Annotated in this window: 15 protein-coding genes, 1 other RNA gene and 1 pseudogene; 12 read left to right on the forward strand and 5 right to left on the reverse strand. The window is 44.3% G+C overall.

The annotated features are described in order from the left end of the window. Positions 1 to 3: 3 nt before the first annotated feature. The 6 genes and pseudogenes from ACYCSE_RS18925 to ACYCSE_RS18950 all read left to right on the forward strand — a co-directional run bounded on the left by ACYCSE_RS18925 (position 4) and on the right by ACYCSE_RS18950 (position 3770). On the forward strand, positions 4 to 147 hold the full coding sequence (locus ACYCSE_RS18925) for a cold shock domain-containing protein (protein WP_311083471.1): 144 nt from the start codon (positions 4 to 6) through the stop codon (positions 145 to 147). Between the two features lie 208 nt (positions 148 to 355). After that, on the forward strand, positions 356 to 547 hold the full coding sequence (locus ACYCSE_RS18930) for an oligosaccharide flippase family protein (RefSeq protein WP_231109379.1): 192 nt from the start codon (positions 356 to 358) through the stop codon (positions 545 to 547). Then, positions 538 to 1137, forward strand: a pseudogene (locus ACYCSE_RS18935) (MATE family efflux transporter); the annotation flags it as partial. The gene ACYCSE_RS18930 and the pseudogene ACYCSE_RS18935, both read left to right, overlap by 10 nt. Positions 1138 to 1374: 237 nt before the next feature. Continuing rightward, a complete protein-coding gene (locus ACYCSE_RS18940) occupies positions 1375 to 2454 on the forward strand; it encodes a tetraprenyl-beta-curcumene synthase family protein (RefSeq protein WP_061828604.1) in 1080 nt (359 codons plus the stop codon). Between the two features lie 23 nt (positions 2455 to 2477). Continuing rightward, positions 2478 to 3449: a 6-phosphofructokinase gene (pfkA, locus tag ACYCSE_RS18945; RefSeq protein WP_250261801.1), complete on the forward strand. Its 972-nt coding sequence runs from the start codon at positions 2478 to 2480 to the stop codon at positions 3447 to 3449. Positions 3450 to 3560: 111 nt separating this feature from the next. Beyond that, complete coding sequence (locus ACYCSE_RS18950) at positions 3561 to 3770, forward strand: DUF3906 family protein (RefSeq protein WP_013309710.1); 210 nt, start codon at positions 3561 to 3563, stop codon at positions 3768 to 3770. Here ACYCSE_RS18950 and ACYCSE_RS18955 read toward each other — a convergent pair. The 4 genes from ACYCSE_RS18955 to ACYCSE_RS18970 all read right to left on the reverse strand — a co-directional run bounded on the left by ACYCSE_RS18955 (position 3767) and on the right by ACYCSE_RS18970 (position 7911). Continuing rightward, positions 3767 to 5137, reverse strand: coding sequence for an MATE family efflux transporter (locus ACYCSE_RS18955; RefSeq protein ID WP_322172108.1), 1371 nt, complete (start codon positions 5135 to 5137; stop codon positions 3767 to 3769). The two genes, ACYCSE_RS18950 and ACYCSE_RS18955, sit on opposite strands and share 4 nt — an antisense overlap. Before the next feature lie 196 nt (positions 5138 to 5333). Next, positions 5334 to 6512: a putative glycoside hydrolase gene (locus tag ACYCSE_RS18960; protein ID WP_322159249.1), complete on the reverse strand. Its 1179-nt coding sequence runs from the start codon at positions 6510 to 6512 to the stop codon at positions 5334 to 5336. Between the two features lie 216 nt (positions 6513 to 6728). After that, entirely contained in the window at positions 6729 to 6917 is a 189-nt protein-coding gene (locus tag ACYCSE_RS18965; protein ID WP_080683009.1) for a hypothetical protein, read from the reverse strand. Positions 6918 to 7089: 172 nt separating this feature from the next. Beyond that, the gene (locus tag ACYCSE_RS18970; RefSeq protein WP_025722295.1) at positions 7090 to 7911 is read right to left on the reverse strand and encodes a YitT family protein; all 822 of its coding nucleotides are present in this window, start codon (positions 7909 to 7911) and stop codon (positions 7090 to 7092) included. Positions 7912 to 8236: 325 nt separating this feature from the next. On the opposite strand from ACYCSE_RS18970, the gene ACYCSE_RS18975 reads away from it, so the two are divergent. From ACYCSE_RS18975 to ACYCSE_RS18990, 4 genes are all read left to right on the forward strand, one after another. Then, on the forward strand, positions 8237 to 9826 hold the full coding sequence (locus ACYCSE_RS18975; protein WP_029516709.1) for a DEAD/DEAH box helicase: 1590 nt from the start codon (positions 8237 to 8239) through the stop codon (positions 9824 to 9826). Between the two features lie 222 nt (positions 9827 to 10048). Continuing rightward, positions 10049 to 10810: a YesL family protein gene (locus ACYCSE_RS18980; protein ID WP_459699334.1), complete on the forward strand. Its 762-nt coding sequence runs from the start codon at positions 10049 to 10051 to the stop codon at positions 10808 to 10810. Between the two features lie 58 nt (positions 10811 to 10868). Continuing rightward, a non-coding RNA gene (ssrS, locus tag ACYCSE_RS18985) (6S RNA) lies at positions 10869 to 11063 on the forward strand. Positions 11064 to 11275: 212 nt separating this feature from the next. Next, positions 11276 to 11668, forward strand: coding sequence for a DUF1499 domain-containing protein (locus ACYCSE_RS18990; protein WP_459699336.1), 393 nt, complete (start codon positions 11276 to 11278; stop codon positions 11666 to 11668). A gap of 91 nt (positions 11669 to 11759) precedes the next feature. Here the strand turns inward: ACYCSE_RS18990 and tpx are convergent, their stop codons facing one another. After that, positions 11760 to 12278 carry a thiol peroxidase gene (gene tpx, locus ACYCSE_RS18995; protein WP_023988020.1) on the reverse strand — a complete coding sequence of 173 codons (519 nt, stop codon included), beginning with the start codon at positions 12276 to 12278 and terminating at the stop codon, positions 11760 to 11762. A gap of 119 nt (positions 12279 to 12397) precedes the next feature. Here tpx and ACYCSE_RS19000 point away from each other — a divergent pair, with 119 nt between their 5' ends. Both ACYCSE_RS19000 and ACYCSE_RS19005 read left to right on the forward strand, forming a co-directional pair. Next, positions 12398 to 13021, forward strand: coding sequence for a rhomboid family intramembrane serine protease (locus tag ACYCSE_RS19000; RefSeq protein WP_061828599.1), 624 nt, complete (start codon positions 12398 to 12400; stop codon positions 13019 to 13021). Positions 13022 to 13119: 98 nt separating this feature from the next. After that, positions 13120 to 14058, forward strand: coding sequence for a LysR family transcriptional regulator (locus ACYCSE_RS19005; protein ID WP_039270004.1), 939 nt, complete (start codon positions 13120 to 13122; stop codon positions 14056 to 14058). Positions 14059 to 14068 lie beyond the last annotated feature (10 nt).

Here is a 14068-nt window from a genome sequence, read left to right on the forward strand (position 1 = left end):
CAAATGGATGGTGGCGAGGACGTATTCGTACATTTCTCCGCAATCCAAGGCGACGGCTTTAAAACTTTGGAAGAAGGTCAAGCGGTTGAATTCGAAATTACTGAAGGTAACCGTGGACCCCAAGCAGCTAACGTAATCAAACTGTAAGTGTAACTGAATTGTAAGAATGGTTCCGTTTCTACGGATGTCTTATATATTACGGTTAAACTATGAATTGAGAGCGCAGTTCCTTTAATTTAAGGGACTGCGCTTTTTTGCGTAAATACGTTTATGATATGAGAAGATTGAGCAGGAATAGGGTATTATACGTAATAAAACTAGGCAGAAGACATTTCAAATTGAAGGAGTTGAGAAAATGAGTGCAGCAGAGGCTAGTCGTAAGCCTTCCCTGATTGAAGGTCCTATTGCCAAAACGCTGTTTATGTTCTCTTTGCCGATGCTGTTCGGAAACATTCTGCAATCCCTGAATGGAACGATCAATTCGATCTGGGTGGGGAAGTTTCTGGGAGAAGCCGCATTGACTGCCGCTTCAACGGAAATATTATAAACGGCTACGGGACAGTGGCAGCAGCAGCTTATACAGCAGCCAATAATTTGTCGAGCTATGTGCAGATGCCAGCAATGGCGTTAGGTGCAGCTGTATCTTCCTTTGCCGCTCAAAATATCGGAGCCGGACGTTGGGATCGAGTGCGCATGACAACCTGGATTGGGATTGTGTATAATTTTGTGTTGACTGGTGGAGCTGTGGTATTAATTTACGTGTTTAATCGTCAGGCCTTGCTCATGTTCCTTCCTTCTACAGGGGGTGCATTGGAATTGGGTATGCGGATTAATCTGATCACCTTGTGGTCTTTTGTTATATTCGGTGTTACCAATGTCATTACAGGTGTTGTTCGATCGACGGGTTCCGTCATGATACCGCTTTTAATTACCATTATTTCATTATGGGGCATTCGTATACCTTTGGCCTATGTATTTGTCGATGAGTATGGTCTAGATGCTGTATGGTGGAGCTTTCCTGTTGGTTTTGCTATTTCTGCCGTAGCAGTCATTTACTATTATGCTTTCGGGAACTGGAAGCAGGCAAGCATGGGAGAGGGAATCCAAGCCATGAAGCCCGCAGAGGACAAGGGATAGATAGGCCATTTATACTATTTGCGATTAAAGTCTTATAAGGATAGATTTTGTCTAACTCCTATTTTTGACTAATAAAACATTACAGGTATAAAATTCTTTTTGTAAGAATAGCTCATTTTCTTGAATTTTAAAGAAAAAAGTGAGGTTGTTCATTTGTGCTAAAAGGACGATCATATTATAATGGATATGGTTTGGATAGGTATAATTACGTAGACAACAATGTGGAGGCACCGTCATTTGAGTTATGTTGAGCAAGGACGTTATCAAGTACCGAGAGGCCCCATAGGTCTAATGAGCCGAATGTACAAGCACATTCTCCCTGAAACGAAACTAGAATTGAGTAACTGGAAGAGCAAGGCCGAACAAATTCCGGACCCTGAGCTGCGAAGCCAGGCGCTTGCGAGCATAGCGGATAAGACATTTCACTGCGTGGGTGGAGCGGTTTATGCCGCTGCCAATATGTCTGCCCGGCAGACGCTAATTCCGCTGATCGTAGCGTATCAGACCATTAGTGATTATCTGGACAACCTGTGTGATCGCAGTACGTCCATGGACCCGGATGATTTCAGGCTACTGCATCAGGCTATGCTGGATGCGGTTAATCCGACGGCTAGGCCAGTGAATTATTATGAGTTGCGTCGTGAGCAGGAGGATGGCGGTTATTTGACCAGGCTGGTGACAACCTGTCAGTCTTGTGTAAGCAGGCTTCCGGGCTATGAGGCGGCCATGCCTTACGTTCAGGATTTGGCGCGATTATACACGGATTTGCAAGTATACAAGCATATTAAACCCGAGCTGCGGGAACAAGCGCTTTTGGATTGGTGGTCGCTTCATAAAGACCGTACACCAGAGTTGCGCTGGAATGAGTTTGCTGCGGCTACCGGTTCAACTCTGGGGGTCTTTATGCTGTTTCTTGCTGCCAGCGACCAGCATCTGACAGATGCAGGGGCTGCCTCAATACATGCATCGTATTTTCCACATGTGTGCAGTCTTCATATTTTGCTGGATTATCTAATCGATCAAGACGAAGACCGGAAGGGCGGAGATCTTAACTTTTGCAATTATTATGAAGATACCGACATGGTGCTAGACCGGATCGCCTACGTTGTGAATCGGGCGCGGGCTGATATTGCAGATGTCCCTGCCAGCTCCTTTCACCGGATGATTATCGAGGGATTGCTGGCTTTATATTTATCCGACCCTAAAGTTAGCGAGCAGCAGGACGTTCGCGCTGTTTCGAGACGTTTAATGAAAAATAGTCCGCTCATGCGTTTGTTTTTCTTATTAAACAGTCGATGGATAAGAAGGCTTATATGATTATTTTGAGGAGGTCATAAATCATGACAGCAGTTAAGAAAATTGCAGTATTAACAAGTGGTGGAGATTCACAAGGGATGAACGCGGCAGTTCGCGCCGTCGTACGTAGCGGATTGTATTTTGGACTGGAAGTATTCGGAATTCAACGTGGTTATCAAGGCCTTTTGAACGACGATATTTTTCCAATGGATCTGAGAAGCGTCGGAGATATCATCCAACGTGGGGGAACTGTACTTCAATCTGCAAGATGCCTGGAATTTACGACTGAAGAAGGGCAGAAAAAAGGCGCTCAAATTTTGCGTAACCATGGAATTGACGGCGTAGTCGTGATTGGTGGCGACGGTTCCTACCAAGGAGCTAACAAACTGACTAAGCAAGGCATTAAAACGATGTGTCTTCCGGGTACGATTGACAACGACATTTCCTTCACGGACTACACTATTGGTTTTGATACGGCGGTTAGTATCGTAGTGGACGCAATCAACAAGCTGCGTGATACGATGTCATCCCATGAACGTTCTTCTATCGTGGAAGTTATGGGACGTCATTGTGGTGATATTGCTCTGCATGCGGGTCTGGCTTCTGGCGCAGAAACGATTTTGGTGCCTGAGGTAGAATTTGACCTGAACGAAGTATCCGACCGGATGAAACAAAACTTTAAGCATGGTAAACGCCACAGTATCATTATCGTTGCTGAGGGTGTAGGCAAAGGCGAAACAGTAGCACAAGTTATACAAGAAAACTGTCCGGATTATGAGCCTCGTGTTACAGTGCTTGGACACATCCAACGTGGAGGCACACCAACAGCGTTTGACCGCAACCTGGCGAGCCGTTTGGGTGACTTTGCTGTTCGCCAATTGATCGAGGGTATATCTGACAAGGCTTGCGGAATGATCGACGGTAAGTTGGTAGCCACAGATATTGACAAGGTTGTAAATACCAAAAAAGATTTCAATATGGAGCTTTATGAGCTGGCCTTGCGTTTGTCCCAATAATCCTTTATGTAAAATAGATCGGCTCTGATATTGGAAATGATCAAAATTATGCGGATGACCCGAGTCATCCGCTATTTTTTAGCTTTGAGTCCTATCAGGAGGTAGTCATATATGTACCTATTCAAAATCGAAGTGGACAGTTCGGAAGGAGCGCTGACCGTCATTCTCGCTGCTGAAAATGAAGAACAGGCATTTGAAGAGATTGAACAACATGTGGAGAGACACTTTCTATATCCTCCCAAGCTGAACGAAGTGGCTATTGTGGAGAAAAAACGAATAACTTTAGGGGCAGCATATGTAATCGAGACACGCAAAGGCTAAATAGCCTCTGCGTGTTGTTTTTTTTGGCCGAAACGACGTTGTACTCTCACCAGACGCCAGAGAAGTAAAATAGCGCCTACTGCCAACCCTGTTATCAAACCGATCCAGTAGCCGTAGGGCCCCAATGAAGTCCAGCGTGCCAGTATATATCCTACAGGAAGCCCAATGACCCAATAGGAGAGGAATGTGAGCAAAAAGGCTGGATTGACGTCTTTATACCCGCGTAGCGCTCCTTGTGTAGGTGTAGCGACAGCATCAGATATCTGAAAGAAAATCGCATAGATTAGAAAATGCTGTGCCAATTGAATGACCTGCGGATCGGTGGAGTAAAGTCGAGCGACCTGTTCACCCCAGATAAGCAGTACAATAGCTGTAATCAGTGATAGACCTACTGCGCTGCTAATTCCCATTACACTATAAGCTTTGGCATCCCGCGGACGAGTAGCTCCTGTTTCATAGCCAACTAGAATCGTAAGTGCCATGCAAATGCTGAGTGGAATCATATACAGCGTAGATGCAAAGTTCATGGCGGCCTGATGTGCAGCTATGGTAGCTGTATTATAGCTACTCATGAAGAGAGTGACGGCTGAAAAGACGGCAGTCTCAAAAAATATAGCAAATCCAATCGGTACGCCAATCTTGATGAGCTCTTTCAAAGCACCAGCAGCAATCCTGTATATTTTGCTGAAGATTCGGTATTCGGCAAATATTTTTCCACGATGCGTAGTGATACCGGCGACCAGCATGATGATCCAGTAGGTGGTTGCCGTTGCCACCCCGGAGCCTACACCCCCCAGACGCGGAAAACTCCAGTTTCCATAAATAAGGAGATAGTTCAACAATACATTAATGGGTAACGACATGAGCGTGATGAACATCGTAAAGCGGGTTTGTCCCAATGCATCCATAAAGCTTCGGAGCACAGTGTAGGCAAATAGAGGAACAATCCCGAAAGCCATCGCACAAAGATAGTACAGGGCCACATTATGAACTCTCAATTCCAAATTCATACCGTTCAAAATAGGCTTGACCAAAATGAAGCCAGCAATCAAAACGACCATAGACAGGGCGAGAGAGAGCCAAAGTGCTTGAATGACATAGTAGGAGACTTTATCTTTGCGCTGTGCTCCTACCAATTGAGATACAATGGGCGTGATAGCCATAAGTATTCCGTTAAGGCCTGTTTGTACAGGAACCCATAGGCTTACTCCAATGGCTACTCCAGCCAGATCGGCAGGGGAAAAGTGTCCCGACATATTCGTATCAAAAAAAGTCATGGCAGATAGTGCAAGCTGGGTAATCAGGATAGGGAGCAAAATGTAGAAAAGTTGCTTCCATTTCTGTCCCGTTGTTAGAGTCAATTGCATTTTTGTTTTCCTCATTTACTAGGGATTGATTATTCGTATGTATCATAACATGTAAGTATTTATTGTAAGGGATACCGATACATTTGAACAGTAATAAAAAAGACTGCTCCCGTTCGCCAAACAACGGGACAGCCTTCGAAATGATTATATAATTTCTAGATTTTATATAAAATAATAAAAAGTCCCGAGAGATAAATTATTTGTATGTTACTCCGCTAGTATAGCGGTTTGTGGCATTCCAAAGTAGATATTCATCCACTTTCATATCCTTAAGCGCTCGAATTTGGTCCTCTACTTGAGTTTTTCCATACTTAGCATAATGTCCGCTCCCCAACCAACTTGCGGTAAAATCCTGGATCCAAGGACGAATAATTGGCTTTAGCTTGCCCGTCGGATCGAGCTTTTTGTGTGTATCGGCCATGGAGCCTTTAATCGTCTGGTATGGATTCTTATCGGGGTCTTTTACACCGAACCAGCCTGTGGTGTAGTGACTTGGATAAACCATGGGCGAAATGACATCCACATTTTCGGAGATTTTAGTGAAATCTTGTCCGATCCCCTCCGCAGCAGGAACGGATGCGGCATATCCGAAAATATCTACCGATACTCGTACACCTAATGGAGCAAGCTCTTTACGGGCATATTGTACGAATTCAGCGACTGCATCCGAGCGGGATTGATCTGATTGGGTATATTTCAGCTTGTCTGCTCTTTTCTCAAAGCCTTCGGGGAAACGTACATAGTCAAATTGAATTTCCTTAAAACCAAGTTTGGCTGCTTCCTTAGCGATGGCGATATTATAATCCCATACTTCTTTATTATAGGGATTGACGAACCCGTCTCCTTTGCCGTTTTTCCAGACAGAGCCGTCAGGGTTACGGAAAGACATCTCGGGATTTTTGTTAGCCAGTACCGTATCTTTAAATACGACAATACGAGCAATCGGGTAAACATTATGCTTTTTCAATCGGTCCATCAAACCGGAAATATCCCGAATGAATTTTTGCGGCTTGCCCAATTTGAGCAGCTCGGGATTGGTCGTTGGATAAGTGATGTAACCTGCATCGTCTTTAATATCAATAACCATGGAATTGAGCTCTGTCTTGTCAAGCAGTTCAAGCAGCTGAGTCATACGCGAACCGCCTGCGCTATAAGCCGTGACATAGATGCCCTTGATAGCAGGAGTCGTCGGTTGTGGGTCAATTTTAACTGGGGGATTGGAGGCATCCACCTTCATATTATTGTGCTGAGCCTGGATCATGGCGCTACTAATTGTTGTTGCCACCGTATCTTTTACATTTGGAGCGTTGGCTGACTGATCGCCGTTTCCGCCTATCCCCATCGCCAATAGCATAATTGCCCAAATCATATTCATTTCCTAACTCTCTCCCTTATGTATGTCGCTTACCTGATTATACGTAAAGTTATGTATCGAAAAACAACACGCTTGTAACCAATACTGGAATCATCAGGCACAGTCTTACATGATTAACCCAACCTGTGTTCATTGAATCCATAAAAATGCATAAATAATGCCGCTCTCTTCGCGGTTGTAGATGTAACCGGAAGAAGCGGCACTTGGTAAAGAAATTTATTGAAGATAATTATTGTCTTGATGCTCGCAAATACTGTACTGAATAATTTCTAGCGCATCCGTTGGCTTGAGTATGGCCATCCCGTCCCGAAGCACAATCATCGAGTTCAGCTCATCCTTTTTGAGAGAAGGGAGCATTTCCGGGTACCATCTTAAGACAATGTCGGACAGTTTTACCGTTTCCATTTCCACAAAAATCACCCTTTCCTGCTCGGAATCATTCCAAAAGAATCATTCAATACGATTCGGAAAAGCAAAGTGCCTGTGAAATAGCAGGTAAAGCTGGTCTTTATATACTATGGGAACAGCGCACATATAGTGTACCACAGAAACTGTATTTTGACACTTGGGTTTGTGCTTATCTTCGGCGAAATGAACCCATCACCCCAACCGTTTCCACAATATTGACAAAAGCTGAAGGGTCCACTTCTTTAATGATCCGTTTTAATTCAACTAGCTCGTAGCGTGTCGTGACAGTCATCAGCATGTCCTTTTCGGTATGTGAAAATGCGCCTTCAATTTTTATTTTGCTAACACCGCGTGGTGTTGTTAACATCCGCTCCAGTAGCTTGTCGGTGTGTTCTGTAATAATGTAGACGGTAATCTTCGTGTGACTGACATAGATTTGATCCAATACCTTGCCAGTCACAAAAATAGATAGCATGGACGCAAGTGCAATATTCCAATCATCGTTCAAATATCCTGCTGCAAGAATGACCAGTCCATTCATGCCAACAAGTACAGTTCCTACGGGGAAGTCACGATAACGAGTGACGATGGAACCGATAATGTCAAAACCGCCCGTAGAACCCCCTACCCGAAAGGAAATTCCTGCTCCAACGCCGATCATCACCCCACCAAAAACGGAGGCTAGCAGGGGGTCTGATACGACAGATTGCACCGGCACCCAGGCCAAAATCCACGTTGTAACGACAACGGATAAAATGCTCAGGCTAATAAAACGCTTGCCTAAAATAAACCAGCCTGCAATAAGCATCGGAATATTGATAATAAAATACATCGCGCTGATATCAAATTTTGTGAAGTAGCCAATTAACATGGAAAGACCGGCTACTCCCCCGCTCAGCAAGTGGTGTGGCACGAGAAACAGATTAAAACCGCATGCAATGGCAGCGGCTCCAAGAATGACAGTTAAGCAGTTTAACACTATTTTTAACAACTTATTTTCACCTCATTTAAATTATACGGGAAGCAACTTGCTGGTATTCATGAATTGTTCTGTGCTATAATGCGATGTGGATATTCTTGAGTAGGGACCTATGTCCAGAGAAACACTTAAAATTTAAACTGTTTTAAAAAGGATAAATTCGTTTAAGATGTATCGGATAGGTTCCCCAAATTCATTACAGAAAGATACAGTTATAGGTCTAAATAAACTGTCACTGTATTGGGGAAAACTTATACAATAATATCGCTACTTAAGAATACAGACAACATTGTGGATTGTCCACCACATCCACCATTATGAAGGAGTTTGAATAAATTTGACGACATTTGCAGAATTTGATCTTGAACCGAAAGTAATTCAGGCGATTACAGAACTGGGCTTTGAAGAAGCAACACCAATTCAATCCCAATCCATCCCGATTGCACTGCAAGGCAGAGACATGATTGGCCAAGCCCAAACAGGTACTGGTAAAACCGCTGCGTTTGGTATTCCGCTGATTAACAAAATTTCTAGAAGCGACGAAAAAATCAGAGCCCTGATCATGGCACCAACACGTGAGCTTGCTATCCAGGTAGCTGAAGAAATCGAAAAACTTTCCCGTTTCAAAGGTCTTCGTACTTTGCCAATCTATGGTGGACAAGATATCGTACGCCAGATTCGTGCTTTGAAAAAGAAACCTCAAATTATTATTGGTACGCCAGGACGCTTGCTTGACCATATTAATCGCAAAACCATCAAGCTGGAAGATGTAAACACAGTTGTTTTGGATGAAGCAGATGAAATGTTGGATATGGGCTTCATGGAAGATATTCAATCCATTCTGAAGCAAGTTCCAGACGAGCGTCAAACGATGCTTTTCTCGGCTACAATGCCTCCTAATATTAAAAGATTGGCTGAGCAATTCCTCAAAAATCCTGAGCATGTTTCAGTTATTCCTAAACAAGTTAGTGCTCCACTGATTGATCAGGCCTATATCGAAGTTCCTGAGCGTCAAAAATTCGAAGCATTAAGCCGTTTGATCGACATGGAATCCCCAGAACTTGCTATCGTATTTGGTCGTACCAAGCGTCGGGTAGACGAGCTGGCTGAAGCTCTGCAAAAACGCGGATATTCTGCAGACGGTTTACACGGTGACTTGTCTCAAAACCAACGTGATGCTGTAATGCGTAAATTCCGTGACGGAAGCATCGACGTGCTCGTAGCGACTGACGTAGCTGCCCGTGGTTTGGACGTTTCCGGCGTAACTCACGTTGTGAACTTTGACCTTCCGCAAGATCCAGAAAGCTATGTTCACCGTATTGGACGTACTGGACGTGCAGGTAAAGAAGGGGAAGCTTGGTCTTTCGTAACGCCTCGTGAAATTGACCATTTGCACTTTATCGAACGTGTAACTCGTCACCGCATTCCACGCAAGCCGCTTCCAACGTTGGCTGAAGCTCTGGAAGGTAAACAACGTATCATTGCTGAACGTCTCCTAGAGGCTGTAGAAAGCGGTGAGCTGAACGAGTATAAAGGTTTGGCTATTCAAATGCTGGAGCAATATGATTCTGTACAACTTCTCTCTGCAGCTCTGAAGCTGATGACTGGTGAGAAGAGAGAAGCATCGATTGAACTGACTCCAGAAGATCCAATCCGTGCAAAACGTCGTAAACCAGACGTGCGTTCTGGCGGTCGCAAGCCTTCTAACTATAGCGGTCGCAGCAACGGTGGTTACAATTCCAACCGTTCTGGCGGTAGCGGCGGTAGTGGAAGCAAAGGTGGATATGGCGGTTACAACCGTGGCAAAGAAGGCGGTGGCTACAACCGTGATTCCGGAAGCCGCTATAGTGGAGATCGCAAACCACGCCCGAGCAGCAATGGAGAAACTCGTCGCCCTGCAAGACGTGAAGATTCCTCTTCCGAATAAGAAATGAAATAATGAAAAGTCGAAGCAGATGAAGCTTCGGCTTTTTTGTTATGATTAATCAGTATGTATGAACCTTTTAGAGATCTGCTTTAATGGGTCACGTATTGATTTCACTGGCGTATTAGGGCTGAAATACGGTATGATATAGTCAAGAGCCGGAATTTATAGGCATAGCAACATGAGTCTTGGAACTGCCAAGGCTTGCGGAGGGAGAGACTGACATTGGAGTTTAAAGGAGCTATGGGTGGTATTTACCGCCTGACCGAGTGGATTACCCGACTGGCGGCTACAAATTTGTTATGGGTGTTATGTTCGTCGCCTTTTGTGTTCTGCCTCATACTGAAACTACTTGTAATGAATCAGAATTTGGCTAATGAGTCTTTACAAATGAATTGGGCGATGGCTATTTTGGCACCGCTTACTTTATTTCCAGCCACATCGGCTATGTTTACAGTGGTTCGCAAATGGGTAATGGGCGATACCGATACGGGCGTGTTTCGTACCTTTTTTAAAGGGTATAAAGAGAATTATAAGCAAAGTTTGATCGGGGGTATCTTTTACACGTTGCTGTTTGTCATCATGTATGTGGATTATACCGTATATATGACACAACTCAGCAACTTGCAAATCGTGGGCGTAATTATGCTTATTCTTATCATTATTTTGCTTGTGTCTATGTTTAACTTCTTTTCGATGGTGGCTCATTATCATATGTCTACCGGACAAATTATTAAAAATGCGGTGTTACTGACGCTGATTCGACCATTTCGTGTATTTTCTACCCTGCTCGGCAGCGCTGTTGTTATATTTATCGGAGTCAAATATCCTGTGTTTTTCCTATTCTTCATTGGCAGCGTGGTTGCCTGGTTCGCTTTCTTTAATTTTTACGGAACGTTCCTCAAAATGCAGGATCAAATGGAAAAGATGAAGCAGAAAGATGAAGATACGGCAAGCATTGAAGACAAAAAAAGTGATAACCCCTAAAAATAAAACATATTTCTCCTAGCATTTACTTTCTGAGTGAGAAGCGCTATAATAAGGTCACATCCTGCGATGCACGTTACGGTCATTTGTTGTTTTGAACCAATGACAATGTCTAGGGAGATCTATACGGATGAATAGCTGAAAAGCCCTGTCAATTCCTGACAAGGGGACTTCAAAAGTTTATTCTGCGGTCACCCACCTGCTAAAGCAGGTTCAGAAGACGCTATGGTCGGACGGCATCGGCGGGTACTCCAAAGATAATGAATACACTCTGTTCATGCTTCGTGCAGAAACAGGGTGTTTTTTGTATGCAACAATGTTAAACTAAGACATGAGGTACTAAGGTCGCATACCACAGGTATGGTCGGTTAACTTTTTGTTGTTTAACGTTTTTTATAAAGCGCTTGCAGCAAAAAAACCGATGTGCTGCATTTCGGCAACGATTATCGTGAAGGAGGAAATGTCTTGTCGTTGAAGAGGACTCTGGTAGGGATTGTGCGCAGCCAAGAAGGTACAAGCGACCGGGTCAAGGACCCCCAAATGAAGACACGCTATTATAACTTATCGAGAGACAAGGCTTGGGAAGAAGTATCATCTATTTTGAAAAAAATTCCTGGCTACAAGGTACTCCATGAGGTAGCATCCGTAGGTGAGATTACGTTAGAGAAGCGAACGGCGTTCGGTAGAACCATCGACATTACCGTTTCCATATTGTCCGTCTCGCCAGTTCGGAGTGCGGTGGATATTTATTCTGCTTCACGGGGATCGCTAGGGGACTTGGGCGCGAATTACCGCATCATTTTGCAACTGTTCGCTATGATTGACAAGAAGCTGTCCGCTCATAAGGTCGTGCAGTAATTGTAGATGTGTGAGCAGTGATGTGGCAGACAAACGTCAAAAAAAGCGAGGAAGGCAACCCTTCACTCGCTTTTTTAATATTCAGTCTGATTTAGACGAGTTTTTTCACTGCTGCAATCGCTTGGTCATAGTCAGGATGTTCGGACATTTCGCTCAAGTATTCTACGTAAGCGATTTTGTCATTTTGATCAATTACAAAAATAGCTCTATGATCCAAATGGAATTCCTTGATGAACACACCATAAGCTTCGCCGAAGGAATGATCCTTATAGTCGGACAGTGTCAATACGCGGTCGATACCGGCAGCACCGCACCAACGAGCTTGAGCGAAAGGCAGATCGACGCTGACAGTTAGCACCACGACTTGATCCCCAAGGGAATCAGCTTCTTGGTTAAAACGTCGAGTCTGTGCGTCACACACGCCTGTATCCAAAGAAGGAACAACACTGATCAATTTGACTTTGCCCGCAAAGTCTTGGAGCGTAGCTGCTTCTAGCAGGTTTTTCTGTAATTTGAAATCAGGTGCCTGATCTCCAACCTTCAGTTCAGGACCTAAGAGTGTCAAAGGATTGCCTTTAAAAGTAGCAGCTCCTGTACGTTCTTGTGCCATATGTAATAGCCTCCTTGGTTTTTAGCATTGGTTATCGTTGCCGAAATCTATTATAATCTTTTATAAAAGACATTGTCCAATTTGAATAAGGTGGAGACACCCATGAAGGAAGGATTGCCTTGATTTTTTTACGTTATGAGAACTGGAAAAGTTATTTGCGGTTTTACCCAGTGACCTGTCTGATTTTGCTCATTAATATTGTGATGTTTATTGTACTCACCGTACAGGGTGGATCGGAAAATAGTTTGACGCTGATCCGATATGGAGCTTTGATTAATGAAGCGCCATTCACTGATCAGCTGTGGCGATATGTATCAGCCATGTTTTTACATGCAGGGTTTGATCATCTTCTGTTCAATTCCTTCGCCATACTCGTATTCGCTCCTCCGCTGGAGCGTTTGCTGGGGTCCTTCCGCTATGTGTTATTGTATCTGGTCACGGGCATTGTAGGGAACATACTGTCCATCGCGCATTACAACATGATGGCGGAAACGACAGTCTCTGTAGGAGCCTCAGGAGCGATTTATGGCATCTATGGAGCTTTCCTATACGTTGCCCTGTTCCAGCGGTCACTGATGGATGACGCCTCGCGCAAAACGCTGTACACGCTGCTTGGGTTTGGTATCCTGTTTTCTTTCGCTGTAGCGAACATTAACTGGACGGCTCACTTCGGGGGATTACTTAGTGGGTTTTTCCTTTATGGATTAATGATCAGATTGACTGGCCAACGCAAACGTCACTAAAGACAGTTTTACCGTAAGTTAGCAGGGTAAGAAAGAGGATGATGTTCGATTGACGTCTTCTTCCGGATGTTGAAAAACAGATTGGAGCGAATATCGGAGTGGAATTACGACAGTTGCAATACTTCATGAAGGTAGCGCAAAAAGAACATGTCACTCAGGCAGCCGAGGAGCTACATGTGGCGCAATCTGCGGTAAGCCGGCAAATTCATCAGCTTGAAGAGGAGCTGGGAGTTAATCTTTTTATGCAAAAGGGTCGCAATTTGCAGCTAACGCCAGTGGGACAGCTATTTTGCAAACGGGTTGAGACGATTATAAAAGATCTAGAGCGAGCTGTTTTGGAGGTTCATGAGTTTTTGGACCCTGAGGGGGGCGAAATCCGCATCGGTTTTCCGCACAGTTTGGGGATTCATCTTATTCCTACGGTGGTGGCTGAATTCCGAAAGCGGTATCCCAATGTTAAATTCAGATTTAAACAGGGGATGTACCCGAGTTTAATTCGTGATGTGTTAGCGGGTGAGGTGGATTTGGCTTTTGTATCTCCTTTTCCGGATCGTCATGATCATGTAGAGGGGGATGTGGTGCTGACCGAGGAGTTGTTTGCTGTTCTCCCGCCCAATCATCCTTTAGCCACGGCCAAACACATCACGCTGAGTCAGCTTAAAGGAGAAAAATTCATCCTGTTCAGAGATGGATATTCGTTACGCCCGATTGTCTGGCAGGCTTGTCTGGAGGCAGGATTTACGCCAGATATTGCTTTTGAAGGTGAAGAGACAGATACGATTCGCGGATTAGTTGCGGCTGGTATGGGAGTCAGTCTTTTGCCTGAAATGGCGTTGTTTCAGACTAACCCGCTTCAACCTGCAAGAGTGTCAATTGTTGATCCAGAGGTCACGCGAACTATAGGCTTGATTCATCGCAAAGATGACAAGCTACCATTAGTTGCAAAGTCATTCCGGACTTTTTTGTTGCAATATTTTGGTCTTAAAGGTAGTGTTGCTACTCCGAATGGAAGTGCAAAAGCGGATTTAGGGCAGTGAGTATAGCTGG

It is taken from the genome of Paenibacillus sp. SEL1 (assembly GCF_054602535.1).

What these genes read in the sequence shown, in the direction of transcription:
- ACYCSE_RS18950 (WP_013309710.1), top strand. Translation starts at nt 3,561, where the DNA reads ATGTACCTATTCAAAATCGAAGTGGACAGTTCGGAAGGAGCGCTGACC.
- ACYCSE_RS18965 (WP_080683009.1), bottom strand. Translation starts at nt 6,917, where the DNA reads ATGGAAACGGTAAAACTGTCCGACATTGTCTTAAGATGGTACCCGGAA.
- ACYCSE_RS18930 (WP_231109379.1), top strand. Translation starts at nt 356, where the DNA reads ATGAGTGCAGCAGAGGCTAGTCGTAAGCCTTCCCTGATTGAAGGTCCT.
- ACYCSE_RS18955 (WP_322172108.1), bottom strand. Translation starts at nt 5,137, where the DNA reads ATGCAATTGACTCTAACAACGGGACAGAAATGGAAGCAACTTTTCTAC.
- tpx (WP_023988020.1), bottom strand. Translation starts at nt 12,278, where the DNA reads ATGGCACAAGAACGTACAGGAGCTGCTACTTTTAAAGGCAATCCTTTG.
- ACYCSE_RS18960 (WP_322159249.1), bottom strand. Translation starts at nt 6,512, where the DNA reads ATGAATATGATTTGGGCAATTATGCTATTGGCGATGGGGATAGGCGGA.
- ACYCSE_RS18925 (WP_311083471.1), top strand. Translation starts at nt 4, where the DNA reads ATGGATGGTGGCGAGGACGTATTCGTACATTTCTCCGCAATCCAAGGC.
- pfkA (WP_250261801.1), top strand. Translation starts at nt 2,478, where the DNA reads ATGACAGCAGTTAAGAAAATTGCAGTATTAACAAGTGGTGGAGATTCA.